25 protein-coding genes and 1 tRNA gene are annotated in these 22,232 nt (G+C 64.5%); 19 read left to right on the top strand and 7 right to left on the bottom strand.

The window, feature by feature from the left end; all coding sequences use genetic code 11:
- Positions 1–3 precede the first annotated feature (3 nt).
- A complete protein-coding gene (locus tag AC0L3P_RS32260) occupies positions 4–276 on the bottom strand; it encodes a GlsB/YeaQ/YmgE family stress response membrane protein (protein WP_196236584.1) in 273 nt (90 codons plus the stop codon).
- 31 nt (positions 277–307) lie between these two features.
- Complete coding sequence (locus AC0L3P_RS32255) at positions 308–889, bottom strand: YidB family protein (protein ID WP_354063482.1); 582 nt, start codon at positions 887–889, stop codon at positions 308–310.
- Positions 890–1,046: 157 nt separating this feature from the next.
- On the opposite strand from AC0L3P_RS32255, the gene AC0L3P_RS32250 reads away from it, so the two are divergent.
- The gene (locus AC0L3P_RS32250) at positions 1,047–2,048 is read left to right on the top strand and encodes a 2-dehydropantoate 2-reductase (RefSeq protein WP_354063484.1); all 1,002 of its coding nucleotides are present in this window, start codon (positions 1,047–1,049) and stop codon (positions 2,046–2,048) included.
- Positions 2,049–2,084: 36 nt separating this feature from the next.
- Positions 2,085–2,300: a hypothetical protein gene (locus AC0L3P_RS32245; RefSeq protein ID WP_354063486.1), complete on the top strand. Its 216-nt coding sequence runs from the start codon at positions 2,085–2,087 to the stop codon at positions 2,298–2,300.
- A gap of 209 nt (positions 2,301–2,509) precedes the next feature.
- On the opposite strand, the gene AC0L3P_RS32240 is transcribed toward AC0L3P_RS32245, so the two are convergent.
- Positions 2,510–3,142: a hypothetical protein gene (locus AC0L3P_RS32240; RefSeq protein ID WP_473308262.1), complete on the bottom strand. Its 633-nt coding sequence runs from the start codon at positions 3,140–3,142 to the stop codon at positions 2,510–2,512.
- Between the two features lie 208 nt (positions 3,143–3,350).
- Between AC0L3P_RS32240 and AC0L3P_RS32235 the strand changes: the two genes are divergently transcribed.
- The 9 genes from AC0L3P_RS32235 (at position 3,351) to AC0L3P_RS32195 (ending at position 10,404) form a co-directional block, all read left to right on the top strand.
- Positions 3,351–4,868 (top strand): AMP-binding protein, encoded by a 1,518-nt coding sequence (locus AC0L3P_RS32235; RefSeq protein WP_473308259.1) that lies wholly within the window; start codon positions 3,351–3,353, stop codon positions 4,866–4,868.
- Positions 4,869–4,912: 44 nt separating this feature from the next.
- Positions 4,913–5,551: an RraA family protein gene (locus AC0L3P_RS32230; protein ID WP_473308257.1), complete on the top strand. Its 639-nt coding sequence runs from the start codon at positions 4,913–4,915 to the stop codon at positions 5,549–5,551.
- 137 nt (positions 5,552–5,688) lie between these two features.
- On the top strand, positions 5,689–6,606 hold the full coding sequence (locus AC0L3P_RS32225) for a hypothetical protein (RefSeq protein WP_473308255.1): 918 nt from the start codon (positions 5,689–5,691) through the stop codon (positions 6,604–6,606).
- Between the two features lie 19 nt (positions 6,607–6,625).
- Entirely contained in the window at positions 6,626–6,997 is a 372-nt protein-coding gene (locus tag AC0L3P_RS32220; RefSeq protein WP_473308253.1) for a cupin domain-containing protein, read from the top strand.
- Between the two features lie 46 nt (positions 6,998–7,043).
- Positions 7,044–8,000 (top strand): tripartite tricarboxylate transporter substrate-binding protein, encoded by a 957-nt coding sequence (locus AC0L3P_RS32215; RefSeq protein ID WP_275172778.1) that lies wholly within the window; start codon positions 7,044–7,046, stop codon positions 7,998–8,000.
- A gap of 97 nt (positions 8,001–8,097) precedes the next feature.
- A tRNA-Arg gene (locus AC0L3P_RS32210) sits at positions 8,098–8,174 on the top strand.
- Positions 8,175–8,292: 118 nt separating this feature from the next.
- The gene (locus tag AC0L3P_RS32205; RefSeq protein WP_473308250.1) at positions 8,293–9,015 is read left to right on the top strand and encodes a DUF2569 family protein; all 723 of its coding nucleotides are present in this window, start codon (positions 8,293–8,295) and stop codon (positions 9,013–9,015) included.
- 9 nt (positions 9,016–9,024) lie between these two features.
- Positions 9,025–9,156 (top strand): hypothetical protein, encoded by a 132-nt coding sequence (locus tag AC0L3P_RS32200; RefSeq protein WP_473308248.1) that lies wholly within the window; start codon positions 9,025–9,027, stop codon positions 9,154–9,156.
- Between the two features lie 108 nt (positions 9,157–9,264).
- Positions 9,265–10,404: an amidohydrolase/deacetylase family metallohydrolase gene (locus AC0L3P_RS32195; protein ID WP_473308246.1), complete on the top strand. Its 1,140-nt coding sequence runs from the start codon at positions 9,265–9,267 to the stop codon at positions 10,402–10,404.
- A 40-nt stretch (positions 10,405–10,444) separates the two neighbouring features.
- Here AC0L3P_RS32195 and AC0L3P_RS32190 read toward each other — a convergent pair whose 3' ends face one another.
- Positions 10,445–11,590 (bottom strand): acyl-CoA dehydrogenase family protein, encoded by a 1,146-nt coding sequence (locus AC0L3P_RS32190; RefSeq protein ID WP_354207520.1) that lies wholly within the window; start codon positions 11,588–11,590, stop codon positions 10,445–10,447.
- A gap of 126 nt (positions 11,591–11,716) precedes the next feature.
- Between AC0L3P_RS32190 and AC0L3P_RS32185 the strand changes: the two genes are divergently transcribed.
- Positions 11,717–12,394 carry an alpha/beta hydrolase family protein gene (locus AC0L3P_RS32185; RefSeq protein ID WP_275172781.1) on the top strand — a complete coding sequence of 226 codons (678 nt, stop codon included), beginning with the start codon at positions 11,717–11,719 and terminating at the stop codon, positions 12,392–12,394.
- A gap of 4 nt (positions 12,395–12,398) precedes the next feature.
- On the opposite strand, the gene AC0L3P_RS32180 is transcribed toward AC0L3P_RS32185, so the two are convergent.
- Positions 12,399–13,373 (bottom strand): ketopantoate reductase family protein, encoded by a 975-nt coding sequence (locus AC0L3P_RS32180; protein ID WP_354207523.1) that lies wholly within the window; start codon positions 13,371–13,373, stop codon positions 12,399–12,401.
- Positions 13,374–13,527: 154 nt separating this feature from the next.
- Between AC0L3P_RS32180 and AC0L3P_RS32175 the strand changes: the two genes are divergently transcribed.
- A complete protein-coding gene (locus AC0L3P_RS32175; RefSeq protein ID WP_473308242.1) occupies positions 13,528–14,331 on the top strand; it encodes an enoyl-CoA hydratase-related protein in 804 nt (267 codons plus the stop codon).
- A gap of 117 nt (positions 14,332–14,448) precedes the next feature.
- On the opposite strand, the gene AC0L3P_RS32170 is transcribed toward AC0L3P_RS32175, so the two are convergent.
- On the bottom strand, positions 14,449–15,333 hold the full coding sequence (locus AC0L3P_RS32170) for a LysR family transcriptional regulator (protein WP_473308240.1): 885 nt from the start codon (positions 15,331–15,333) through the stop codon (positions 14,449–14,451).
- Between the two features lie 111 nt (positions 15,334–15,444).
- Between AC0L3P_RS32170 and AC0L3P_RS32165 the strand changes: the two genes are divergently transcribed.
- From AC0L3P_RS32165 to AC0L3P_RS32150, 4 genes are all read left to right on the top strand, one after another.
- The gene (locus AC0L3P_RS32165) at positions 15,445–16,809 is read left to right on the top strand and encodes an FAD-dependent oxidoreductase (protein WP_473308238.1); all 1,365 of its coding nucleotides are present in this window, start codon (positions 15,445–15,447) and stop codon (positions 16,807–16,809) included.
- A 33-nt stretch (positions 16,810–16,842) separates the two neighbouring features.
- Entirely contained in the window at positions 16,843–17,847 is a 1,005-nt protein-coding gene (locus AC0L3P_RS32160; protein WP_473308236.1) for an ABC transporter substrate-binding protein, read from the top strand.
- 129 nt (positions 17,848–17,976) lie between these two features.
- Entirely contained in the window at positions 17,977–18,750 is a 774-nt protein-coding gene (locus tag AC0L3P_RS32155; protein ID WP_473308234.1) for an ABC transporter ATP-binding protein, read from the top strand.
- Entirely contained in the window at positions 18,743–19,567 is an 825-nt protein-coding gene (locus AC0L3P_RS32150; protein WP_473308232.1) for an ABC transporter permease, read from the top strand. The genes AC0L3P_RS32155 and AC0L3P_RS32150 overlap by 8 nt, the downstream gene beginning before the upstream one ends.
- 199 nt (positions 19,568–19,766) lie before the next feature.
- On the opposite strand, the gene gtdA is transcribed toward AC0L3P_RS32150, so the two are convergent.
- Positions 19,767–20,807, bottom strand: coding sequence for a gentisate 1,2-dioxygenase (gene gtdA, locus AC0L3P_RS32145; RefSeq protein WP_473308230.1), 1,041 nt, complete (start codon positions 20,805–20,807; stop codon positions 19,767–19,769).
- Between the two features lie 179 nt (positions 20,808–20,986).
- Between gtdA and maiA the strand changes: the two genes are divergently transcribed.
- Both maiA and AC0L3P_RS32135 read left to right on the top strand, forming a co-directional pair.
- The gene (maiA, locus tag AC0L3P_RS32140) at positions 20,987–21,619 is read left to right on the top strand and encodes a maleylacetoacetate isomerase (protein WP_354207536.1); all 633 of its coding nucleotides are present in this window, start codon (positions 20,987–20,989) and stop codon (positions 21,617–21,619) included.
- A complete protein-coding gene (locus AC0L3P_RS32135; protein ID WP_275172791.1) occupies positions 21,609–22,118 on the top strand; it encodes a MarR family winged helix-turn-helix transcriptional regulator in 510 nt (169 codons plus the stop codon). The genes maiA and AC0L3P_RS32135 overlap by 11 nt, the downstream gene beginning before the upstream one ends.
- Positions 22,119–22,232: the final 114 nt, after the last annotated feature.

Raw genomic sequence — 22,232 nt, 5'->3', positions numbered from 1 at the left:
TGTTCACCCCTTGATCACGCCGCTCGCCACCAGACGGTGCCAGATGAACAGCACCACCACGGCGCCGATCGTGGCCATGATGAATCCCGCGCCCTGGTCGGGACTGTAGTGCCCGATGGCCTGGCCGATGAAGGTCGCGAGAAATGCGCCGGCGATGCCGAGGATGGTGGTGAGGATGAAGCCGCTCGGATTGTTCGGTCCCGGCGCCAGCCAACGCGCGATGAGGCCGGCGACGAAGCCGACGACGATGATCCACAACAAACCGCCCATGCTCATGTCCGTGCTTCCCTCGCTTTGACTAACTGAATCAGACTCTGCCCGCGATCTCTTGCTCGGTCGGCAGCCGTCCGTCCGGCGTCAGATGGTCAACCACCTGCGGCAGATACTGGCTGAGGCCCGAGAGCAGCTCGTCACGCGACAGGCCGCTCTGGGCGGACAGGCTCTCGATCTGGTCGGCGCCGAGCGCATTGGCGAGATCGCCTGGTGCGATCGCCTTGTTCTCGCCCTTGCCGACCCAGGTATTGGCGGCGTCGCCATGGCCGCTCTGCTGGAGCTGGTTGAGGAGATCGCCGAGCCCGCCGCTGAGCACGCTGCCGGCCGCGCCGCCCGCGAGCAGGCCGCCAAGGCCACCCTTCAACAGGTCACCGAGGCCGCCGCCAGCGCCCGCATTCACCGGTGGGGGGAGATGCGTCGGCGTCGGTGCCGGGGACGGCTGCGGCGCGCTGCCGGTCTGGTTGCCGCTCAAATGCTTGAATGCCTTCCAGGCGAGCAGGCCAAGGAGCGCCATGGTCATGGGCGACATGCCGCCGCTGGATGAGGATTGTGAACTCGGCGTGCTTGGGCCGCGCGGGCCGTTCTGCATGCCGTTGAGGACGTCGAGCAGACCCATGGCGTTCTCCTTTGGCGCTTTCTTGCCGTAACAAGCCCCGCTCGAAAACATATGAGGCTGTCATGATGGTTACAAGGCGATTGCGCCGCAACTGCGGGAATGGGCAGCAGGCACAGCCTCTGCTATCGAGGGCAGATCGTTGAGGGGGCAAGCCAAGGTGGTTACGGATCGACCGATCGTGGTGGCCGGCGCAGGCGCCATCGGATGTTTCGTCGGCGGCACCCTGGCCGCTGCCGGCCGCCGCGTCGCGCTCCTGGTGCGGCCGCGGGTGAAGTCCGAGATCGAGCGGTTCGACCTGCTTCTGACCGATTTCGACGGCTCGGAGAAGAAGCTCAGCGCGGGCCAACTCGCGCTGTCGGACGATCCCGCGATCTTCCACAGCGCCGGCATCGTGCTGGTCACAGTGAAGAGCGCCGACACGGCCGCTGTCGCCGATCAGATCGCGCAGCATGCGCCGCAGGACGCCGTCATCGTCTCGCTGCAAAACGGCGTCGGCAATGTCGCGGTGCTGCGCGAGCGCCTCGGCGACCGCCGTGTGCTCGCCGGCATGGTGCCTTTCAACGTGGTCGGGATGGGCGAGGGCCGCTTTCACCGCTCGACCTCCGGCGACATTCATGTTGGCGAAGACGATGCGAACACGGCCGCAGCGCTGTCGGTGCCGGGGCTCACTATGCGCGCGAGCGGCGACATCACCGGCGTGCAATGGGGCAAGCTGATCATCAATTTGAATAACGCGCTCAGCGCCTTGTCCGACATGCCGCTCGCCGCGCAATTGGCGAACCGCGACTGGCGAAGGCTGTTCGCCGACCAGATGGCGGAGGGGCTGGCGGCGATGAGGGCCGCCGGCATCACGCCGGTTTCGGCGACGCCGATCCCGTCGTCCTGGACGCCCACCTTGCTGAGGCTGCCTGATCCGATTTTCAAGCTGATCCTGGGAAGGACCATGAAGATCGATCCCGAGGCGCGTTCCTCGATGTGGCAGGATTTGAAGCAGGGCCGCAAGACCGAGATCGATTATCTCCAGGGCGCGATCATCGCGCTCGCCGAACAAAACAATGTCGACGTGCCGCTGTCGCGCCGCATTGTTGCGCTGATCAAGGAGGCTGAGGCCGCGGGCAAAGGTCCACCGCGGCTGACGCCGCAGCAGGTTCGCGGGTAACGCATGAGTTCAGGCTGGGCGAAGCGAGGAGCAACGATGAAGCGTCGTCTGATGATCGGGTTCGCGCTGTCTTTGCTCTGCGTTGCGTCCTCGGTCGCGGAGGCCCGGCCGCCGACGGTCATGAACTCTCCCGGCTATGACAGGCGATTGCAGGAGAGCAGGTCGCAATTAGGTAGTTCACCGACAACAACGGCCCCGGCGACCGCGCCGGTAGCTCAACCGAAGCGCAGCAAGAAGAAGCCTCCGAACTGAGGTGCAGGCGGCGCCACATCCTCCGCCGTCGTCCCGGACAAGCGCGCCCGAAGCGCGCGCCGATCCGGGACCCATAACCACAGGGAGTTGTTGTGCGAAGACTCGCGGTTACGAGTCTCGTGCCAAACTACTTCCTGTGGTTATGGGTCCCGGCCTTCGCCGGGACGACGGCGGAGGGTGTAGCTCTGCCGGAATGACACCAAAGAAGCTCAGCCCTTCTTCGCCGGCTTGCTCGGCGTAGGGCTGAACAGCTTCTTGATATCGTTCAATCCATCCGACAGCCGCGGCCATTCGCAGGAGAACGAGCCCTTGGTGCAGGGCGCGCCCTTCGGCCGCGGCCGCGCGTCGCCGATGGCGGCCTGTTGGACCTTGGGCCGCTCGACCGGCACCGGCACGCGCTCGACCTCGGTTCGCAACGCGACCCGCTGAAGCTGCTGCACCTGTTGTTCCTGCTGTTCGCGCTGCTGGCGCGCGGTGGCCTGCGCGGCTTCATTGCTGCGGCGCTGATTGGCGAGATAAGCGGTGTAGGCTTCGTCGATCTTCTTCTGCTCCTCCGGCGTCGGATTGGGGCCGGCGATGTCGAAGGTGCGGTCCTGGAGGAAGTCGTAATAGGAATAGCCGCCGCCTGCCTTGCGCCGGCCGGCGAATTTGGCGTTGCAGTCGGCAAGCGCAGCCGTCTTCTCGGACTTGGTCGTGGCTTTCTCGGCGGCATCGGCGCAGGCCTCGAAGTCAACAGGGGCGCGCTTCCACCATTGTGCCTGGACATGCGACGGCGCCAGCAGGAAAAATCCTGCTGCGGCTACGACAAGCGCCGCACGACGCCATGCAACTACGTTCGACATTCTACGAGAGCATTCCTTGCAAAACTCAACCCGAACTGAGTCGGGCTGATTTTTGCCCCTTTATGGCCGGCTTGTCACCCATGGAACTCGGGAAATTCATGGCTGCGATGCTGACATTTTTTGCTTGACGTGGCGCAGGAGTCACAGCGTCACTTCATCCTGCGCTCGCCTCGTCGGCGACGCCAAGAAAACGAAGTGGAAACGCCTGATGCTGCTGCCCCTGTCCGACGTGCCGCGCTGGTACGCCGAGCGCAAACCGCAAGGCACGATCGCCGTCCGTCACGGGCAGGATACGCTGACATGGGACGCGCTCGAACGCGGCGCCAATCGGCGAGCGCGGGCGTTCGTGGCCAAGGGCGTCAAGCCCGGCGACTTCGTCGCGATCGGTTTGCCCAACGGCAATGCGTTCTTCGAGACTTCCTTTGCGGTGTGGAAATGCGGGGCGACGCCGACCTCGCTGTCATGGCGGCTGCCGCGCGGCGAAGCCGCCGCGGTGCTCGACATCCTGAAGCCGGCGCTGGTGGTCGGCGGCGAAGCCGATTGGAACGCGCCGAACCGTCTGCCCGCGGATTTCGTGCCGGAAGGGTTTTCGGACGAGCCGCTCACCGCACCGGTAGCGCGTTATTGGAAGGCGATGACCAGCGGCGGTTCGACCGGCCGCCCGAAGGTGATCCTCGATCACCAGCCGGCAGTGATCGACACGGTCGCCACGCCGCCGCTCAATATCCCCTTCGGGGTCTCGCTGCTCAATCCCGGGCCGCTCTATCACAACGCGCCGTTCATCGTGTCGCACTACGCGCTGTTCACCGGCGGCCAGCTCACCGGCCTCGTCAAGTTCGACGCCGAGGAGGCGCTGCGGCAGATCGCGCGCGAGCGCGTGCAATGGGTCAATTTCGTGCCCACCATGATGCACCGGATCTGGGCGCTTCCGGAGCACGTGCGCAACGCCTATGACGTGTCGAGCCTGCAGACCGTCTTCCACATGGCCGCTCCGATGCCACCCTGGCTGAAGGAGAACTGGATCGCCTGGCTCGGGCCTGAGCGGATCTGGGAGCTCTATGGCGGCACCGAGCGACAGGGCTCCTGCATCATCTCCGGCACGGAATGGCTGACGCACAAGGGCTCCGTCGGCAGGATCGGCGAGATGGCGCGCTTGCGCATCATCGGCGAGGACGGCAACGACGTCGCCCCGGGCCACACCGGCGAGATCTATTTCCTCAACAATGACGGCAAGGATGCTACCTATCACTATCTCGGCGCCGAGCCGAAGCGCCGCGCCGACGGCTGGGAATCGCTCGGCGATATCGGCAGGCTGGATGCGGACGGCTACCTCTATCTCGGCGACCGCCTCGCCGACATGGTGCTGCGCGGCGGTGCCAACATCTATCCCGCCGAGGTCGAAGCCGCCGTCTCCGCCTGTCCGGGCGTGCGCTCCTGCGTGGTGGTGGGATTGCCCGATCCGGAGCTGGGCCAGCGCGTCCACGCCATCATCGAGCCGGAGGGCGATACGGACGGTCAGGCCATCGCCAACGGGATGGCGGATTTCCTGAAAGAGAGGCTCAGCCGCTACAAGCACCCCGAGAGCTTCGAGATCGTCGCCGCTCCGCCACGCGACGATTCCGGAAAAGTTCGTCGCACGCTGTTGCGCGATGAGCGCGCAACATGGATGAAGGAGGGGCGCGCCTTCCGGATTTGGCCGGCGAAGGCAAGGGCGGACGCAGAGTAAAGGGCGCACGTCGATCAAGAGAATTCACGGGAAGGACTGAGATTATGACCATTACCATCGCTGCGAACGCCGTGCCGAAGCCGCCGGCCGAGATCATCGAGGGCTTTCGCGGTGCGCCGACCTCGGTCATTTCGGACAATCTCGGCCGGCTGCCGGGTGCAGTGGGGCTCAAGCCTTATCATCGCGGCGCCAAGCTGGTGGGCACGGCTTTCACGGTCCGCACCCGTCCCGGCGACAATCTCGCCATCCACCGCGCGCTCGAGCTGGTAGGCCCCGGCGACGTCATCGTGGTCGACGGCGGCGGCGATGAGACCCGCGCGCTGGTCGGCGAGATCATGAAGAACATCGCGCAGTGGCGCAAAGCCGAAGGCTACGTCATCGACGGCGCGATCCGCGACGTCGCGGCGTTCGCGGCCGATGACTTTCCCTGCTACGCCCGCGCCGTGATCCACCGCGGCCCCTACAAGAACGGCCCCGGCGAGATCAACGTGCCTGTTTCGATCGGCGGCAGCGTGATTTCGCCCGGCGACATCGTCGTCGGCGACGAGGATGGCGTGGTGTCCTTTGCCGCCGCCGGTGCCGCGGCGCTGCTGGACGCCGTGCGCGCCCAGGTCACGCGCGAGGAGGAGACGCTGAAGGCGATCCGCGAGGGCCGTTATCAAGGCTCCTATGGCAAATCCTGATCAGCGCGAGGCTTAGGTCAAAGCAATGGTCGAATCGATCGCACGTCGACGTTGGCCATTGCCTCTTTCGAAAGTGATTTCACAACTTTGTTTCGGTCAGACTTCCTTCGTGCTTTTTGCTGCTGGGGATACTTCGAGTGACGAGGAATTACGCGATCGTCCTGCCTAGCTTCTTCGTTCTGTTGGTCTCTGGAAGCAACGAGGTTGGTTCGCAGAACATGCCGCCTTTTGGCTCCGGCCGCGGGGCAGCGCCCATTTTCAATCGCGATCGCGTCACTGATAGTCATCTGGCAGTCGCTTCGACCGATACAGAGCGACGACTAACTGAAGGGGTTTACGCAAAAGCCAACGGTCTTCCTCCAGGTGAGGTGGAAAAGCGCTTTGCGGCAAGTGGAGTCCTGCGATGTCCTGGTGGAGATAGCAGCGCTCAAGTGACTGGTGCGCGCGACGTGATTACCACGGCGGCTCACGCATTTCGGGACCTTTGCAAACCCCATACGTCACCTGACAAATGTATATTCGAGTACTATCTCGGAGCCGAGAGGCGTGCCATTCCTTTGTCAGCGACCCTATGGATGGGCACATGCGTTGAGAGTGCGCCCAAGGCGATTGTCAGCGACTGGGCAGTCGCAAAGCTCGTGTCTGCCGCGGAAGTGACGCCTTACGAGATCAATGAACGAACTGAAAGTGTGGTCGAGCTGGAGCGTGTCCTGGCGGTTGTCGGTTACGACATCGAAGCCACTGGAAAAAGGGACAGGTACGGCCCCTTCAACAAGACGATTCAGGAGTGCCAGATACGCGACGTAAGGGACTGGTCGATATTCGAAACGAGCTGCGAGTTCACAGTAGGGGCATCAGGTAGCGCTTTGTTTCGTCTGTTGGACGGTCGAACGACTCTGTTCGGCGTCCTCAATGGAGACTATCACGACAAAGAATATTGCCCACGAGGCAGCTGCGAGTTCAAGAGCCGGCATTGGTCGAGCGTGTATGTTACCGTGAAGGGTGAGTTCAAGGACCGCCTTCTGGCCGCCGTGAGCCAGTCTGCTGCAAAATAAAGCGTAAAGGGAGGATGGCGTGAGCCAGAAGGACGAATTCCATAATCTCGACGATACCGCCGACGGGCTGTTTCGCGAGCTCGCGGCAGGAGTGACCACGCGCATCTTCTCCGGCGAGCACGCCATGCTGTCGGTGGTGACGCTGGCGCCGCATGCGCAGGGCACGCTGCATCATCATCCCGAGGAGCAATGGGGCGTGTTGCTCGACGGCTCCGCCATCCGCGTCCAGGGCGATGAGGAGATTGCGGTGAAGAAGGGCGACTTCTGGCGGACGCCGGGTAATGTGCCGCACACCGTGCGCGCCGGGCCCGACGGCGCCCGCGTGCTGGACATCTTCAGTCCGCCGCGGCCAGAATACAGAAAAGCGGGATCCGGTTTCGGAACGACTTAAAGCGCCAAGAGCAAAAGCAGAGCGCGAGAAAACAGGGAGGGATAACATGACGATCACACGACGCACGCTGCTGGCAGCGCCGGCTATTCTCGCAATGACGCCGGCGTTGGCGCAGGCTTCAAAAATCACGCTGGTGGTGCCATTTCCGCCGGGCGGATCGACCGATGCGATGGCGCGGCTGCTCCAGAGCCATCTGCAGGCCAAGCTCAACCGCATCGTCATTGTCGAGAACAAGTCGGGCGCCGCCGGCGCGCTGGGCGCGGCGCAGGTCGCCAAGAGCCCGCCTGATGGCTCGACGTTCCTGGTCACCTTCGATTCCCACGCGGTGATCCCCTCCATCCTCGACAAGCCGCCCGTCGATGTCGAGCGCGAGCTGATGCCGGTGTTGCTGGTCGGCACCGCGCCATATGTGATCGCGGCCGGTGCGGGCCGTCCCTACAAGAGCTTCGCCGACGTGGTGGCGGCCTGCAAGGTGACGCCCGGCGCGGTGAAATATGCCTCCGTCGGCATCGGCACGCTCGGCCATCTCGCCATGACCGTGCTCGGCAACAAGGCGGGCGTCGAGATCATGCACGTGCCCTATCGCGGCGGCGGCCCCGCGATGAACGACGTGCTCGGCGGCCATGTCGATCTGATCGCGGGATCGGCGGCCCTGGTCGCAGCCCAGCTCGGCACCAACATGCTGCGTCCGATCCTGCAGCTCGGCCGCGAGCGGCTGCCCGGCCTGCCGGATACGCCGACCGCGATCGAGGCGGGCTTCCCGGATTTCGAGACGCTGGCCTGGTGGGGCATCTTCGCGCCCACGGGCACGCCGCCGGACATCGTCGCAGGCCTCGCGACGGCGTCCAAGGAGATCCTGAGCGAGCCCGCCACCGCCGCCCAGCTCAAGGAGACGCAGCAGATGACGCTGCTGCTCGAGGACGCTCCCGCCTTCAAGACCTTCTTCGACAAGCAGGTCGCCACTTGGGGCAAGGTGGTGAAGGACAACAATATCCGGGCGTGAGATGACCGGCAGCCCTCCGCATTGAGCAATGCGGAGGGCTTCCGATCCCGCCTCCGCTTTGATATGAAGCCCCGGTAACCCGCTCTGCGGGTTCCGCGGTCCCGTAGCTCAGCCGGATAGAGCGACGGTTTCCTAAACCGTAGGTCGGAAGTTCGAGTCTTCCCGGGATCGCCAGTTTTTCAGTGAGCTAAGCGCCGCGACGGCCAGCGGTGCTGGTAGCCCCTCCAATTGCTTTCTATCGTGACGTGTGCCGATCGCCGGCTAGTATACGGCGGGTGCAGGGGGCGTTCGCATGGCGGATTCGTGGTTCTACGCGGAAGGTGGGCAGAAACGCGGTCCGATGCCGATATCGGAGCTCCTTCCGCTACTGGCTCGCATCGCAGATTCACCGCGCGTGCTGGTCCGGCGGGAGGGCTGGGAGAGCTGGAAGCCGGTCGCGGAGGTGCGTGAGATCACGGAGCACCTCTTTCGAACGCAGTCGTCGATGCCGGCACTGCCGCCGGTCGACGCCACGCGGGAGCCGTCCGTTCCCGCAGAAGACGCTGCTGCCTTCAAGGACGTCCAACCCGAGATGACCGGTATCAGCGGTTGGCTCGCGCTACTCGCGTTCGGCCAAGTGATGGGCATTCTGCGCCTGATCTTCAACGTCGGACAATACGTGCAGTCGATCACCGACGAAATCTGGACTTACTTTCCGACGGTGATCTGGAGCGAAATGCTGATAAATGCCGCCATGATAGGCTTCTCGATCTGGACAACGGTGCTCCTGTTCAGACACTCCCACAGATTTCCCGCCTTTTTCATCGTGCAAATGATCTGCGCTGTGCTGATGCCGCTCGTCGATCTCTTCTGCGTCGCATCGGTTTTTTCCGCCGCGCTGAACCGACCTTTCAGCGATTTTTTCATCATTGAAATGCGACAGATCGGACTAACGGTTGTCGGTGTGATGAGTGCCGCGGTTTGGATAACGTACGTGCTTCGCTCCCGCAGAGTCGCGAATACGTTCACGAAATAAGCCGCGTTTGTGGTCCGCTTTGCGTCGGGCCTGATCCCGACCGCGATGCTGAGCTCGACGTTCGGCCGCATGATGCCGGATGCACTGGAGCTGCTGAAGGACCAGGCGCCGCGCGCGGATCGCAAGTCCAACGGGCACTGACCGCGGCCGATTTGCTTCGGCGGCGCGAAAATTGCTAGAAGCGTGAAGCTTCCTTCCTGGCCCGGTCCACATGGCGGCCACGCCCCACTATCCCATCCGGAGACGACAATGCCTTTCGACTTGATCCTGCGCGGCGGCCGTGTGGTCGACCCGGCCCAGAAGCTCGATGCCGTGACCGATGTCGCCTTTGCGGGCGGCAAGGTCGCTGCGATCGGCGCCGGGCTCAAGGCTGATCCGGGCACTGACGTGCGCGACGTCTCGCATTTCATCGTGACGCCGGGATTGATCGATCTCCACACCCATGCCTATTGGGGCGGCACTTCTCTCGGCATCGATGCCGAGGAATTCTGTCGTCTCTCCGGCGTCACCACCGCGGTCGATACCGGCAGCGCGGGGCCGGGCAATTTCGCGGGCTTCCGCAAGCATGTGATCGAGCCGAGCCAGGTCCGCATTCTCGCTTATCTGCACGTCTCGCATGCCGGCATCTTCGGCTTCTCGCACCGGATCATGGTCGGCGAGAGCGAGGAGCTGCGGCTGATGAACCCGATCGAGGCGGCCAAGGTGGCCGACGCCAACCGCGATCTTATCGTTGGCATCAAGGTACGCGTGGGGCTGCACTCGTCGGGCACGTCAGGCGTCGTGCCGCTCGACATCGCGCTCGAAGTCGCGAACGAGGTCGGCATGCCCCTGATGGCGCATATCGACCATCCGCCGCCGAGCTACGAGGAGGTGCTGGCGCGCCTGCGCCCCGGCGACGTGCTCACCCATGCGTTCCGGCCCTTCCCCAACACGCCCGCGACCGCGCAGGGCACGGTGAAGCGGGCGGTGCTCGACGCCCGCGAGCGCGGCGTGCTGTTCGACATCGGCCACGGCAAGGGCTCGTTCGCGTTCAAGACCGCACGTGCCATGCTCGCCAACGGCTTCTATCCGGACACCATCTCGTCCGACATTCATCAGCTCTGCATCGACGGCCCGGCCTTCGACCAGGTGACGACCCTGTCGAAATTCCTGTGCATGGGCATGCCGCTGTCCGACGTCATCGCAACTTCGACCGTCAACGCCGCGATGGCGCTGCGCCGGCCCGAGCTCGGCAGCCTCAAGCCGGGCAGCGTCGGCGACGCCACGCTGATCTCGGTGAGGGAAGGCCAGTTCGACTATGAGGACGTCGTCGGCGAGCACCTGATCGGTGACCGCAAGATCATCTCCGAGGGTGTCGTCATCGGCGGCCGCTGGTGGCATCCGAATTGAGCGGCAGGCCGCTCACGCCGACCTGATTACAGCGACTTGATTATAACGACCTGGCGATCAACAGCTTCATGATCTCGTTCGTCCCGCCATAGATCTTCTGGATGCGGGAATCGATGAAGATGCGCGAGATCGGATATTCCTGCATGTAGCCGTAGCCGCCGAACAGCTGAAGGCATTCGTCGGCGGTCTCGACCTGCTTCTCCGAGCACCAGTATTTCGCCATCGATGCCGTGACGGTGTCGAGGTCCTTGGCGACCAGCCGCTCGATGCACCAGTCGACGAACACGCGCGCGATCATCGCTTCGGTCTTGCGCTCGGCGAGCTTGAAGGCGGTGTTCTGAAAATCCATCAGCGGCTTGCCGAACGCTTTCCGCTCCTTGGTGTAGTCGGTGGTGAGCTTTATCGCGCGCTCCATCGCGGCGACCGCGCCGACCGCGAGCGCGAGGCGCTCCTGCGGCAGTTGCTGCATCAGCTGCACGAAGCCCTGGCCTTCCTCGCCGCCGAGCAAATTGTCCGGCGGAACCGTGACGTTGTCGAAGAACAGCTCGGACGTGTCGGAGGCATGCAGGCCGATCTTGTCGAGGTTGCGCCCGCGCTTGTATCCATCCGCGCCTGCGGTTTCGACCACGATCAGCGAAATGCCCTTGGCGCCGACATCTCCGGTGCGCGCGACCACGATGACGAGATCGGCGGCCTGGCCGTTGGTGATGAAGGTCTTCTGTCCGTTGATGACGTAGGAATTACCCTGCTTCCTGGCGGTGGTCTTGACGGCCTGCAAATCCGAGCCGGTGCCGGGCTCGGTCATGGCGATGGCGCCGACCATCTCGCCCGAGGCCATCTTCGGCAGCCAGCGCTTCTTCTGCTCCTCCGAGCCGTAATTGAGGATGTAGTGCGCGACGATGGCGCTGTGCACGGAGACGCCGGTCGTCAGCTCCGGCACCGTGCTTTCGAGGTCGTCGAGCACGGCGGCATCATAGGCGAAGGTCGCGCCCAGCCCGCCATATTCCTCCGGCACGCTTGCCAGCAGCGCGCCCATCTCGCCGAGCCCGCGCCAGGCAAAGCGGTCGACCATCTTCTGCTCGCGCCATTTTTCGGCATGCGGGGCCAGATCCTTGGCAAGATACTTCCGGAACTGGTCGCGGAAGATTTCGAGCTCTTCGGTCATCCAGGAGGAACGGTAGGACATGGTCACCTCGGTCAATGCGGCGTTCCGGCTTGGTAGGCCAGGGTTTGGCGGCAATTATTGTGTTTTCAGGCTGCGCCGGTGACGCTACCAAGGCGGCCGGAGCAGCGTCTATCGGGATCGTTGATTGTGGCTGTCAAAACTCAAGAGCTCAAGCTCGACATCGCGCGCATCGGCACGGTCTCGGCGATCCTGACGCAGCCGGGCAATGCGCGCGCCTGCTACGTTCTGGCCCATGGTGCCGGTGCAGGGATGCGGCACGCATCGATGGACAAGATTGCGGAGGGGCTCGCTGCTCGCGGCATCGCCACCTTCCGCTTCAATTTTCCCTACATGGAAAACAAGCAGGGCCGTCCCGACCCGCCGGCGGTCGCCCACGCCACGATCCGCGCGGCAGTCGAGGAAGCCGCGCGGCTCTGCCCCGGTGTGATGCTCGTTGCGGGCGGAAAATCCTTCGGCGGGCGCATGACGTCGCAGGCGCAGTCGAAGACTCCGCTGCCTGATGTCAAAGGGCTCGCGTTCCTCGGTTTTCCCCTGCACGCCGACAAGAAGCCGTCGACGGAGCGCGCCGAGCACCTGGCCCATGTCGAGATCCCGATGCTGTTCCTGCAAGGTACCCGCGACGGGCTCGCCGATCTCGGCCTCCTCAAGCCGGTCATCGCCGCTCTTGGCCCGAAGGCGACGCTGCACGAGGTCGAAGGCGGCGATCACTCCTTCGCGGTGCTGAAGAAGTCCGGTCGCAGCAATGAAGAGGCGCTTGCGGAGGTACTTGATGTGCTCGCGGCCTGGATCGACAAACTCGCCTGAAACCTCACGCCGAATATAGCCCTTTGTCGCGCGCCTTCTGGATCGCGAGGGCGGCAATGAGATCGAGGGTCGGCGTCGACAGGCCGGCGGTGCGCGCGAAGGCTTGGGGCGCCTTCACCAGGACGTCGATCTCCATGGCGCGGCCGAGCTCGTAATCCTGCAGCAGCGACGGCTTGTGATTGGGGGCGGGACCACTGCGGCTCACGCGTTTGACCTCGGGGATGAAATGCTGGGCGATCTCGTTGGCCTCGTTCAGCATCCGCGGAATGACGTCCGCAAAGGCGGGGTCATCGCGCACGCCGCGCGCGGTCTGGCCGGTGAGCAGGCACAGCACCGACAATGACATGTTGGTCAGCAGCTTTGACCAGATCGCCTCGCGGATCTCGGCGACCGGCGGCGATTCCAGCCGCGCGTCGGTGAAAACACCGCGCAGCGTCGTGATGCGCTCGCAATTGCGATCGTCGCATTCGCCGATCAGCAGGCGGTTGCGGTCGGGCGTCAGGTTCTGCACCACGCCGGGCGCGATCACCTCGTTGGAGGAGAAGACCACGCCGCCGACGATCCGCTCCTTCGGGATGCAGGCGCGCAAGCGGCCACCCGGGTCGAGGAAGGAGATGTCGGGCGGGGTCGGGTGTCGCGGCGGCAGGCCGATCCCGTACCACCAGGGAATGCCGTTCTGCGCAAAGACGATCGCGGTGCCATCTTGCAGTAGCGGCTTGATGCTGGAGACCAGCCCCTGGAGCGCGGTGGCCTTGAGCGTGGAGATCACGACGTCCTGGGGGCCGAGCTGGGCCGGATCGCCGGAGGCGTTCACCTTGGCGGAGACCTCGGAATCGCCGACGCGCAGCTTGAGGCCGTTGGCGCGGACCGCCTCCAGATGCGCGCCGCGCATCACGCACGAGACCTCATGGCCGGCGCGCGCCAGCCGAACCGCAAGATGGCTGCCGACGGCGCCCGCGCCGAAAATGCAGATGCGCATGTGATGTCCGTCCCTGATCCCTTGATGCCGCCCCGCGACAGCATGACACAAGCCGCCATGCGATGGACGCGGCCGCCCTACGCTCGAAAGATATGGATCAAGGCGCGGAGCCTCGGTCATAGTGCGCGCCAAACAAGCGAGCGGAGGAACACCGATGACCGACAGCCCCGTCCTGTGGACCCTGGATGCGCGTGGGGTTGCGACCGTCACGTTGAACCGGCCGGAGGTCAACAACGCCTATGACGGCGCATTGATCGCGGGCGTGCTCGCGGCCATGGACGATCTCGGCAGCAAGCCCAACCTTCGCGTCGTCGTGCTCAAGGGCAACGGCAAGCATTTCCAGGCCGGCGCCGATCTCAAATGGATTAATGGCGTGCGGCCGCAATCGACCGAGGCGAACGAGGCGGCGTCGCGTGCGACGTTCGAGGCCGTGCAGCGGCTCAACACGCTGCCGATCCCGACGGTCGCGCTGGTGCAGGGCGGCTGCTTTGGCGGCGGCACCGGCGTGATCGCGGCCTGCGACGTCGTGATCGCGGCTGACAATGCCCTGTTCTCGATTACCGAAGTGCGCTGGGGCCTGACGGCGGCGATCATCATCCCGCAGCTCTGCGATGCCATCGGTGTACGGCAAGTCCGCCGCTACGCGCTGACAGGTGAACGTTTCGGCGCCGAGGACGCCCGTCGCATCGGCCTCGTCCACGAGGTGGTGCCGTTCGCCGATCTCGACGTCGCAGGCAGCAGGGTGGTCGAGCAGTTGCTCGCCAACGGACCTGAAGCGATGGCCGAGACCAAGCGACTGGCGCTGGAGAGCTCGTTCGGCGGAATGGGCGTCGATGACGCTGCCTACACGCGGCTCGTCCGCCTGCATTCGGTCAAGCGCCAAAGCGCGGAAGCCGCGGAGGGGCTGGCGTCGTTCGCGGAGAAGCGCGGGGCCATTTGGGCAGGTGCTAAAAGCTGAACGCGAGTAGCCCGGATGGAGCGAAGCGCAATCCGGGAACGGACCAACCGAACCTCCCGATTGCGCCGCGTGGCACGAACCCGGATGACGCTTGCGCTCCATCCGGGCTACGGGCCTTTACAGCGACGTCGCGAGCGACGTTTTCAGCAGTGTGAGCAGCGCCTGCACCGCGGCCGCATTGCGTCGCCGCTCGGGGATCGCGGCCTTCACCCACAATTCCGGAATCGGAAAGTCGCGCAGCACCGGCTTGAGCGAGCCGTCGCGCAACGCGTCCGCGACGAGATAATGCGAGATCAGCGCAATGCCGTTGCCCGCGATGGCGCTGCGCGCCAGCACATGTCCCTCGTTGGACGAGAGCAGCGGGCTGACCTGGATGCTGATGCGGCCGCGCGGGCCGTCAAAGATCCATTCCGGTCCCGTCGGCAGGAAGCTGAGGCAGCGATGCTCGACGAGGTCGCGCGGATGTTTTGGCGTGCCGTGCTTCCTCAGATAAGCGGGTGAAGCGCAGAGCAATCGCTTCAACGCGCAGAGCGGCTCGTCGACCACGCCGCCGAAGGAATGCGGGAAGGCGCCGATGGCGATGTCAAAGCCTTCGGTCACCGGATCGACGGGGCGGTCGATCAGCACGATCTCGAGCTTGAGCCGCGGGTTCTGGGTCTGGAATGCGCTGAACGCGTCGGCCAGCCGCGCCACCGTCAGCGAGGTCGGTGCCTTGATGCGCAGGTGATCGACGAGATCATGGCCTTTCTCGCCCATGCGCGAGAGCAGGTCGGTGGCATCGGTGACGACGCCGCGGGCGCGATGCACGTAGCGCTGGCCGGCTTCCGTCAGCCGCAATTGCCGCGTCGAGCGGTGAAACAGCGGCGTGCCGATGCGTGCCTCCAATTGCGTCACGCGCTTGGCCACGACCGAGGTCGAGACATTGAGTTTTCGCGCAGCGGCGGAGAAGCCCGCCGCATCCGCGGTGGCGAGGAAGGCCTGGAGGTTCACGAGGACGTCCATGTCGACCTTTCTCGATTCGTGAAAGCTGATCGCATATTTTGGTGGATTGTAGCTCGGCGCGCGTTAATTCATAGTCCGGTCCAAGCAAGAGATTTGGGAGCAGGACGCGCCATGCAGGCCACCACGATCGAAGAACCGGCGCGCCAAGTGCCGCTCTACGGCGAATATGAAGTCGTCGTGCTCGGCGGCGGTCCGGCCGGCATCGTCGCGGCGGCCTCAAGCGCACGCACTGGGCGGAAGACGCTGCTGATCGAGCGCTACGGTTTCCTCGGCGGCATGGGGACCGCTGCCGGCGTCACCAATTTCTGCGGCCTGCACGGGAATGTGTACGGCGAGGCCCACCGGCTGGTGCAGGGCATGGCGTCCGAGCTGCTGGCTCGGATCGATCATTTGAACGGCCTCAACGCGCCGCATCTCATTCTCGGCAAGGTCTTTGCCCAGGCCTACGACACCGCCGCCTACAAGATCGCGGCCGACCAACTGCTCGCCAGTCACAAGGTGCACATCCTTTTCCACGCGCTCGGCGCCGGCGTCGCGATGGGCAACGATCGGCGCATCGATGCGCTGATGGTCGAAACCAAGGCCGGCCGGCAGGCGGTGCGAGCGGAGATTTTCATCGATTGCTCCGGCGACGGCGATCTCGCGGTCTGGGCCGGCGCGCCGTTCGAATTCGGCGACGAGCACGGCCATCCGATGTATCCCTCGATGATGCTCCGTCTCAACGGCATCGATCCCGCGAAGGCCGGCGAGGCCTGGCGCACCATCCCGCAATTGATGGAGCAGGCCATCGCCGCCGGCACCCACACATTCCCACGCAAGAGCGCGATCGTACGGCCGCAAAAATCCGGCATCGAATGGCGGGTGAACTTTACGCAGGTGGCACGCGCGGACGGACATGCCATCAACGGCATCGAGCCTGATGATCTCACCCGGGGCGAGATCGAGGGCCGCAAGCAGGCGCTCGCCGCGTTCGAATTCCTGCGCACCGTGCCGGGCTTTGAAAAATCCTACATCGTCGACCTGCCGCCGCAGCTCGGCATCCGCGAGACCCGCCGCATCACGGGCGGCTACCAGCTCAGCGGCGAGGACGTGCTCGGCTGCGCCTCGTTCGAGGATTCCATCGGGGTCAATGGCTGGCCGATCGAGGCCCATGTCCCCGGCGACGTCGTCTTCACCTTCCCGCCGATCCCGGAATCGCGCGGCTATAACGAGCTGCCTTACCGCATGCTGGTGCCCGAAGGCGTCGACAATCTGCTGGTCGCCGGCCGCTGCGCCTCGATGACCCATGAGGGCCAGTCGGCGGCGCGGGTCTCCGGTGCCTGTTTCGTGATGGGGGAGGCGGCAGGTTCCGCCGCCGCGCTGGCGCTCTCCGGAAACCGCATTCCACGCGACATCCCCATTGAAAAATTGCAGGAAACGTTGAAACAACAGGGCGCCTTCATCGGCCGGGACCAGCCCGTGCCCGAGGGCCTGTAACGACTGCATGATAACGACGGCGGAGGAAACGAAATGATCGGGATTGTGCGGCTCGCGCTAGCTGGCCTGATGACGATCACAGCGATGGGCTCGGCCCGAGCCGAGGACGCGCTGAAGGCCAGGATCGGCGTGCTCAGGCTATCCTCCTCCGCGCCCGTCTTCATCGCGCAGGACAAGGGCTATTTCCGCGAAGCCGGTCTCGATGTCGAGCTGAAATTCTTCGATGCAGCGCAGCCGATCGCGGTGGCCACCACCTCCGGCGACGTCGATTTCGGCGTCACCGCCTTCACCGCCGGTCTTTACAATCTTGCCGGCAAGGGGGTGCTCAAGGTGATCGGCGGCATGAGCCGCGAGAAGGCCGGCTATCCCCTGATCGGCTATTTCGCCAGCAACAACGCCTATGCAAGCGGTCTGAAGACGCCGAAGGATCTCGCGGGCAAGCGCGTGGCGATGACGCAGGTCGGCTCCTCCTTTCACTATTCGCTCGGCCTGCTTGCCGACAAATACGGCTTCAAGCTCGCCGACGCGAAGATCGTGCCGCTGCAATCGCTGTCGAATGCGGCGGCCGCGCTGAAGGGTGAAACCGTGGATGCGGCGCTGCTGCCGATCTCCACCGCGCGAAAGCTGATGGACGACGGCGGTGCGAAGTTTCTCGGCTGGGTCGGCGACGAGACACCCTGGCAACTGGGCGCGGTGTTCGCCTCGCCGAAGACGCTGACCAACAAGGTGCTGGTGACGAAACTGCTCGGCGCTTTGGCAAAGGCCGACCGCGAATATCACGACATCATCCTTGCCGCGATGAAGGACGGCGTCGCGCCGATCAACGACAAGACAAAGCCGCTGCTGGAGATCATCGCAAAATATACGAACCTCCCGGTCGAGCAGGTGGTGGGCAATTGCGCCTATATCGATCCCGACGGCAAGCTGGATGTGAAGAACGTCGACAACCAGATCAAATGGCTCCAGGAGCAGGGTTTTGCCGACAAGGGATTTGACGCGAACGCGATCATCGCAAAGGAATTTGTGAAGGCGGATTGATCCTTCGTCATTCCGGGGCTCGCGAAGCGAGAACTACGGTGCGCACTTGTGCACCTGAGAATCTCGAGGTTCCGGGTCTGGTCCTTCGGACCATCCCGGAACGACGGAGAACAGGATAGACGAGACAGAATGGACCTGATCGCCAACCACATTACCCATCGCTTCGGCGAACTCGCCGTGCTCGACGATGTCTCGTTCACCGTCGGCGCCGGCGAGGTGGTGGCGATCGTGGGGCCTTCGGGATGCGGCAAGAGCACGCTGCTGTCGATCCTCGGTGGGCTGTTGCTGCCGACCTCCGGCGCGCCCGAGCTGCGTGGATCGCCGCCGGCGGACAGTCTCAATCCGCTCACCTTCGTGTTCCAAGACTTCGCGCTGCTGCCCTGGGCCAATGTGGAGGAGAACGTCGAATTCCCGCTGCTGCACACCCAGCTCTCGGCCGTGCAGCGCCGCGCGCTGGTCGACGATGCCTTGCGCCGCACCGGCCTGACCGATTTTCGCAAGACCTATCCAAAGCAGCTTTCCGGCGGCATGCGCCAGCGCGTTGGCATTTCGCGCGCGCTCGCGGTCAGGCCAGCCATTCTCCTGATGGACGAGCCATTGTCGGCGCTGGATTCGCAGACCCGTGAACTGCTGATGGAAGATTTCGTCCGGCTGCTCGCCGATGGCGGCATGGGCGCGGTCTATGTCACGCATAATCTCGAAGAGGCGGCGCGGCTTGCCGATCGCATCGTGGTGCTGTCGCGGCGTCCGGGCCGCATTCGCGAAGTCGTGAGCGTGCCGATGACGCGCGCTGAGCGCGGTGACATTGCAGCCCGTGAAAAGCTGCTCGCGCTCCAGAACCAGATCTGGTCGCTGATCCGCAACGAGGCGATCGATGCCGAGCGCGAGGTTCAGCATGCTTGATCGCGCTCCGGCGGGAGCATCTGCGAAGGATGAAGCGGTCCGGCGCGTCCGCTTTCGTGGCGCCGGCTTCGTGCCGGCGAGCAGCCGTTTCGGCGGCTGGATCGCACTCGCGCTGGTCATTGCGATCTGGCAGGCGGCCGGCAGCACCGGCCTGGTCAATCCGCTGTTCCTGCCGCCGCCCTCGGCGATCGCACGGGCGATCTACCAGCTCGCGATCTCGGGCGCGCTGTGGCAGCACCTTTCCGCGTCGCTCCTGCGCATCGGTGTCGGCTGGCTGCTCGGCACGGCGGCCGGTGTCGCGGTTGGCTTTGCCATCGGCCTGTCGCGGCTGGCGCGCAGCGTCGGCATCACCTTCATCTCGGCGCTGTTCCCGATTCCGAAGATCGCGCTGCTGCCGCTGTTGATCCTCTGGCTCGGCATCGGTGAAGAGCCGAAGATCGCGACCATCGCGCTCGGCGTGTTCTTCTCGACCGCGATCTCGGTCTATAGCGGCGTCGACGCGGTGCCGCGCAATCTCATCCGCATGGCGCAGAGCTTCAATGTGCCGTTCGCGACCATCGTCCGCAAGGTGGTGTGGCCGGGCGCGCTGCCCGCGATCCTCGCCGGCTTCCGCATCACGTCGTCGGTGGCGCTGTTGCTCGTCGTCAGCGCCGAGATGATCGGTGCGCAGTACGGTATCGGCGCGTTCGTGTTGCAGGCCGGCAATTTGATGCAGACGGATCAACTGCTCGCGGGCGTGGTAATTCTGTCGGTGTTCGGGTTGATCGTGGGGAAGGTGATCAACTGGCTGGAGATACGGCTGTTGCACTGGCGGTGAGGGCTGTGGGTGTAGGTGCGCGCCACCACCTCCGTCGTCATCCCGGCGAAGGCCGGGATCCATAACCCCAGGCAGTAGTTTGGCGGAGACTCGTCGTTATTCCTTCGCCGGTACGAATCCCGTTCGTCTCGATAGATCACGCGGTATGGGTCCCGGCCTTCGCCGGGACGACGGCGGAGAGTGCGCCAATAGTCTGGCCTCACGCATTCCCACGATCTTCCCGGAACAGATCCAGCTTCTGCTGCACGGGGCGATCCGAGAAGCTGAACAGCACCGCATCCATGTCAGCCTCGTGCGTGACCCATTGCCAGCTCGGCACCACGAACAAATCGCGCGGGCCCCATTCGAAGGTCGCTTCCCCGATGCGGGTACGGCCGTGGCCTTCGATCGGGCAGAACACCGTCGCGTCCGTCGCGCGATAGCGTGCGGTCTTGAAGCCCTTCGGCAGCAACTGGATGAACGTGCCGATGGTCGGCATCGCAAAGTCGCCGGTCTCGGGGTTGCTGAATTTCAGCTTCAGCCCGTGACAGGCGTCCCACTCCTGGCTCGCGCGGGCTTTCTCCAGTGCCTCGCGCGTGTAGGCATAGGGGTAGCTGAAGATCGGCGACGTCTTCGAGCTCCGCTTCACGTCGACCGGTAGCAGATTGTGGCCGTAGCGCGCGAAGCTGTCGCCGGCGGGCCTTGTAATCTTCTGCTGGTCCTCGTTGGAGCCTTCCGCGAAGGAGCAGTCGAAGAACTGCACCAGCGGAATGTCGAGACCGTCGAGCCAGAACATCGGCTGGTCGGTCTCGTTGGAATGATCGTGCCAGGTCATCGACGGCGTGATGATGAAGTCGCCGGGCTCCATCGCGGTGCGCTCGCCGTCGACCGCGGTGTGGGCGCCCTTGCCTTCGAGCACGAAGCGCAGCGCCGATTGGCTGTGCCGGTGGGCGGGCGCGACGTCGCCGGGCACCACCATCTGCACGCCGGCATAGAGCGACGTGGTGATTTTCGACTGCCCGCGCAGGCCGGGATTTTCCAGCACCAGCACGCGCCGCTCGGCCTCTTTCGCCGTGATCAGCTTGCCGGCTTCGGTCATGTAGTCGCGGATGATGTCGAACTTCCACAGATGCGGCCGGCAGGCGCTCTTCGGCTCCGGCGTGATCAAATCGCTCATGACCGTCCACAGCGCGGTGAGATTCTCGCCGTCGATCTTCTTGTAGAACGCCTCGCGTTCCGGCGTCTTGGTCACGGCTTCCATGGTGCGGCTCCCGTCGTTTTGTTGATTGACAGTATACTTACGATCTAGGTAGCGTCAACGTGGCGAATGACAGTCCAGGTCGTCTTTCCGGGGCGATGCGTTAGCATCGAACCCGGAATCTCGAGATTCCGGTTCGCCCTTCGCGCGCCCCGGAATGACAGACAAAAGGGAGGGTTCCGATGAAGCTGCACGGTTATTTCCGCTCCAGCGCCGCCTACCGGGTACGGATCGCGCTGAACCTCAAGGGCCTCGGTGCCGAGCACCTGCCGCATCACCTTCGCAAAGGCGAGCAATGCGCGCCCGCCTATCTTGCCATCAATCCGCAGGGCCTGGTGCCCGCGCTGGAGGACGATGCGGGCGCAGTGCTGACCCAATCGGTCGCCATCATCGAATGGCTCGACGAAACCCATCCCAACCCGCCGCTGCTGCCGAAGGATAGTTTGCAGCGCGCCAAGGTGAGGGCGTTCGCGCTGGCGATCGCCTGCGACACTCACCCCGTGCAGAATCTGAAGGTGCTGGCGCGGCTGCGCGAGCTTGGCCTTGCCGAGGACAAGGTTCAGGACTGGGCGGCCTGGGTCAACCGCGAGGGGCTCGCGGCCTGCGAGACGCTGATCAGGGACGAGCCGGGCCCGTTCTGCTTCGGTGAAGCACCGACGCTTGCCGATCTCTGCCTGGTGCCGCAACTCGCCAATGCCCGCCGCTTCGGCGTCGATGTCTCCGCCTATCCGCGTCTGCTCGGGGCGGAAGCTGCGGCCAAGGCGTTGCCGGGGTTCGTCGACGCCGCGCCGGAGAAGCAGCCCGATGCCGAGTAAGCCGCCTCCGATCACGATCAACGCGGTCTATGCCGCGCCGGGCTATCTGTTCCGGCGCATGCAGCAGATCGCGGTCTCGATCTTCATGGAGGAATGCAAGGCGTTCGACCTCACGCCGGTGCAATACGCGGCTCTGATCGCGATCCACACCCATCCCGGCATCGACGCGACGCGGCTGTCCGCGGTGATCGCCTTCGACCGCTCCACGCTCGGCAGCGTAATCGAGCGGCTTCAGGCCAAGGATTTCGTCGAGCGCAGGCCGGCGCCGGAAGACAAGCGGATCAAGCTGCTCTATTTGACAAAATCAGGCGCGGCGATCCTGCGTGACATCATTCCCGCCGTCGAACGCGCCCAGGCGCGGATGCTGGAGCCGCTCAAGCCGGCGGATCGCAAGGCGCTGATGGGGCTCCTGGTGCAGCTCGTCGATCTCAACAACGAGGCGTCGCGGGTGCCGCTCCGGGCGGAGGACGCGCTGGAGCATATGGGGAAGGCGGGGTGAGCGCGAGTTTGTGACGATAGCGGCGCCTCATCCTCGGTGTCGTCCCGGCGAAGGCCGGGACCCATAACCACCGAGTTTGGTTTGGCGAAGATAGGCAATGACCTTCTCGCGCTA

Source organism: Bradyrhizobium sp. WSM4874 (genome assembly GCF_055811835.1).
This window is presented reverse-complemented; position numbering and strand designations above follow the sequence as displayed.

Coding starts and splice junctions, on each gene's coding strand:
- AC0L3P_RS32260 (WP_196236584.1), bottom strand. CDS start 276: ATGAGCATGGGCGGTTTGTTGTGGATCATCGTCGTCGGCTTCGTCGCC.
- AC0L3P_RS32255 (WP_354063482.1), bottom strand. CDS start 889: ATGGGTCTGCTCGACGTCCTCAACGGCATGCAGAACGGCCCGCGCGGC.
- AC0L3P_RS32245 (WP_354063486.1), top strand. CDS start 2,085: ATGAAGCGTCGTCTGATGATCGGGTTCGCGCTGTCTTTGCTCTGCGTT.
- AC0L3P_RS32240 (WP_473308262.1), bottom strand. CDS start 3,142: ATGTCGAACGTAGTTGCATGGCGTCGTGCGGCGCTTGTCGTAGCCGCA.
- AC0L3P_RS32235 (WP_473308259.1), top strand. CDS start 3,351: ATGCTGCTGCCCCTGTCCGACGTGCCGCGCTGGTACGCCGAGCGCAAA.
- AC0L3P_RS32230 (WP_473308257.1), top strand. CDS start 4,913: ATGACCATTACCATCGCTGCGAACGCCGTGCCGAAGCCGCCGGCCGAG.
- AC0L3P_RS32215 (WP_275172778.1), top strand. CDS start 7,044: ATGACGATCACACGACGCACGCTGCTGGCAGCGCCGGCTATTCTCGCA.
- AC0L3P_RS32205 (WP_473308250.1), top strand. CDS start 8,293: ATGGCGGATTCGTGGTTCTACGCGGAAGGTGGGCAGAAACGCGGTCCG.
- AC0L3P_RS32195 (WP_473308246.1), top strand. CDS start 9,265: ATGCCTTTCGACTTGATCCTGCGCGGCGGCCGTGTGGTCGACCCGGCC.
- AC0L3P_RS32190 (WP_354207520.1), bottom strand. CDS start 11,590: ATGTCCTACCGTTCCTCCTGGATGACCGAAGAGCTCGAAATCTTCCGC.
- AC0L3P_RS32180 (WP_354207523.1), bottom strand. CDS start 13,373: ATGCGCATCTGCATTTTCGGCGCGGGCGCCGTCGGCAGCCATCTTGCG.
- AC0L3P_RS32175 (WP_473308242.1), top strand. CDS start 13,528: ATGACCGACAGCCCCGTCCTGTGGACCCTGGATGCGCGTGGGGTTGCG.
- AC0L3P_RS32170 (WP_473308240.1), bottom strand. CDS start 15,333: ATGGACGTCCTCGTGAACCTCCAGGCCTTCCTCGCCACCGCGGATGCG.
- AC0L3P_RS32165 (WP_473308238.1), top strand. CDS start 15,445: ATGCAGGCCACCACGATCGAAGAACCGGCGCGCCAAGTGCCGCTCTAC.
- AC0L3P_RS32160 (WP_473308236.1), top strand. CDS start 16,843: ATGATCGGGATTGTGCGGCTCGCGCTAGCTGGCCTGATGACGATCACA.
- AC0L3P_RS32155 (WP_473308234.1), top strand. CDS start 17,977: ATGGACCTGATCGCCAACCACATTACCCATCGCTTCGGCGAACTCGCC.
- AC0L3P_RS32150 (WP_473308232.1), top strand. CDS start 18,743: ATGCTTGATCGCGCTCCGGCGGGAGCATCTGCGAAGGATGAAGCGGTC.
- gtdA (WP_473308230.1), bottom strand. CDS start 20,807: ATGGAAGCCGTGACCAAGACGCCGGAACGCGAGGCGTTCTACAAGAAG.
- maiA (WP_354207536.1), top strand. CDS start 20,987: ATGAAGCTGCACGGTTATTTCCGCTCCAGCGCCGCCTACCGGGTACGG.
- AC0L3P_RS32135 (WP_275172791.1), top strand. CDS start 21,609: ATGCCGAGTAAGCCGCCTCCGATCACGATCAACGCGGTCTATGCCGCG.